Origin of the sequence: Stenotrophomonas sp. MYb238 (assembly GCF_009496535.1) — a bacterium.
Lineage (GTDB): Bacteria > Pseudomonadota > Gammaproteobacteria > Xanthomonadales > Xanthomonadaceae > Stenotrophomonas.
The window spans coordinates 1-1,991 of sequence record NZ_WIDL01000055.1; the positions used below are offsets into that span (position 1 = coordinate 1).

Genomic DNA, 1,991 nt, shown 5'->3' on the forward strand with positions numbered 1-1,991 from the left:
ACCCAGGTCACCGACGAGAACGGCTACGCGACCAGCTACAGCTACGACGCGATGGGGCGTCTGGCCAGCATCGCCTACCCGAGCGGCGACAGTACGGTGTGGAATACCACCACGCAGGTATTCCAGCCGGTGAACGCGGCCGAGTACGGGATTCCGGCCGGCCACTGGCGACAGACGGTAAGCACCGGCAACGCGCGCAAGCTGACCTACTACGACGCGCTGTGGCGGCCGCTGCTTACCCACGAATACGACACGGCCAACGTGAGCGGTACCCAGCGCTTCCAGCGCTTCACCTACGACCATGAGGGCCGGACCACCTTCGCCTCGTATCCGGGCAGCAGCGATGCGCTGAATACGGGCACCCGTACCGTCTACGACGCGCTGGGGCGTCCCACCTCGGTCTCGCAGAACTCCGAATCCGGTGTGCTGACCACGACCACCGAGTACCTGGCCGGCTTCATGACCCGCACCACCAACCCGCGTGGGCAGCAGACCCTCACCCGCTACATGGCCTGGGACCAGCCGACCACGGACTACCCGGTGGCGGTGCAGCAGCCGGGCGGGGTGTATACGGACATCGCCCGCGATGCGTTCGGCAAGCCGACAGCGATCACCCAGCGCAACAGTTCCAGCAGCGTGTCGGTGACGCGGCGCTACGTGTACGACGGCTACCAGCAGCTGTGCAAGAGCATCGAGCCGGAGACCGGCAGCACGGTGATGGCCTACGACAACGCCGGCAACCTGGCCTGGTCGGCCAGCGGCCAGGCGCTGCCGGCGACGGGCAGCTGCGATACGGCCAGCGTGGCGGGCAGCCAGAAGGTGAGCCGCAGCTACGATGCGCGCAACCGGCTGGTGACCTTGACGTTCCCGGGCAGCAACGGCAACCAGAGCTGGATCTACACGGCCGACGGCCTGCCGGACACGGTCACGACCTGGAACGAGGGTGGCAGCACCTATGTGTCCAACAGCTACGTGTACAACCGGCGTCGGCTGCTGACCGGGGAGAGCCAGTCGCAGACGGCCGGTCAGGGGGTGTGGTCGATCGGTTATGGCTATGACGGTAACGGCCACCTGGCCAGCCTGGTGTATCCACAGAACCTGACGGTGCATTACCAGCCCAACGCGCTGGGCCAACCGACCCAGGCGGGCACCTTCGCCACCGGGGTGCAGTACTACCCGAACGGTGCGATCAAGCGGTTCACCTATGGCAATGGCCTGGTGCACACGATGTCGCAGAACGCGCGGCAGCTGCCGGCGCGCAGCACCGACAGCGGCGGCCTGCTGGACCTGGCCTACAGCTATGACGCCAACGGCAACGTGTCGGCGATCACCGACTACACGGCCGCGGGTCGGCAGACGCGCAGCATGGGCTACGACGCGCGCGACCGGCTGACCTCGGTGAGCTCGCTGCTGTATCCGGGCGGAGCCAGTTATACCTACGACGTGCTGGACAACGTCACCCGGGCCACAGTAGCCGGGCGGGACCATGTGTACTGGTACGACGCGAACAACCGGCTGACCAACGTACTCAACGGCCCGGGCGGTGCAAGCATCATCGGGCTGGGCTACGACGTGCGCGGCAACGTGATCAACAAGAACGGCAACCTGTTCGTGTTCGACCACGGCAACCGGCTGCGCACGGCGCAGGGTACGGATACGTACCGCTACGACGCGCAGGGGCGCCGGGTGCGCACGGCCGGCGCGGACGGGCTGCTGTACGAGGTGTACAGCCTGGACGGGAAGCTGCTGTGGCAGCGCGACGAGCAGCTGGGCCTGCGTTTCCAGCACATCTATCTGGGCGGCAGCCTGGTGGCGTCGCGGCGGATGCCGATCGGTGAAACGGTATACGGGACGATCTACCGGCATACCGACGCGCTGGGCAGCCCGATCGCGGCGACGGACGAACTGGGCAACACGCTGCAGACGACCGAGCATGAGCCGTACGGGAAGATGCTCAACCGGAGCAACGACAACCGTCCGGGCTACACCGG

The 1,991-nt window shown here is 66.8% G+C and carries 1 pseudogene; it reads left to right on the plus strand.

The annotated features are described in order from the left end of the window. Window positions 1–1,991: pseudogene (locus CQ393_RS17960) on the plus strand (RHS repeat protein); the annotation flags it as partial.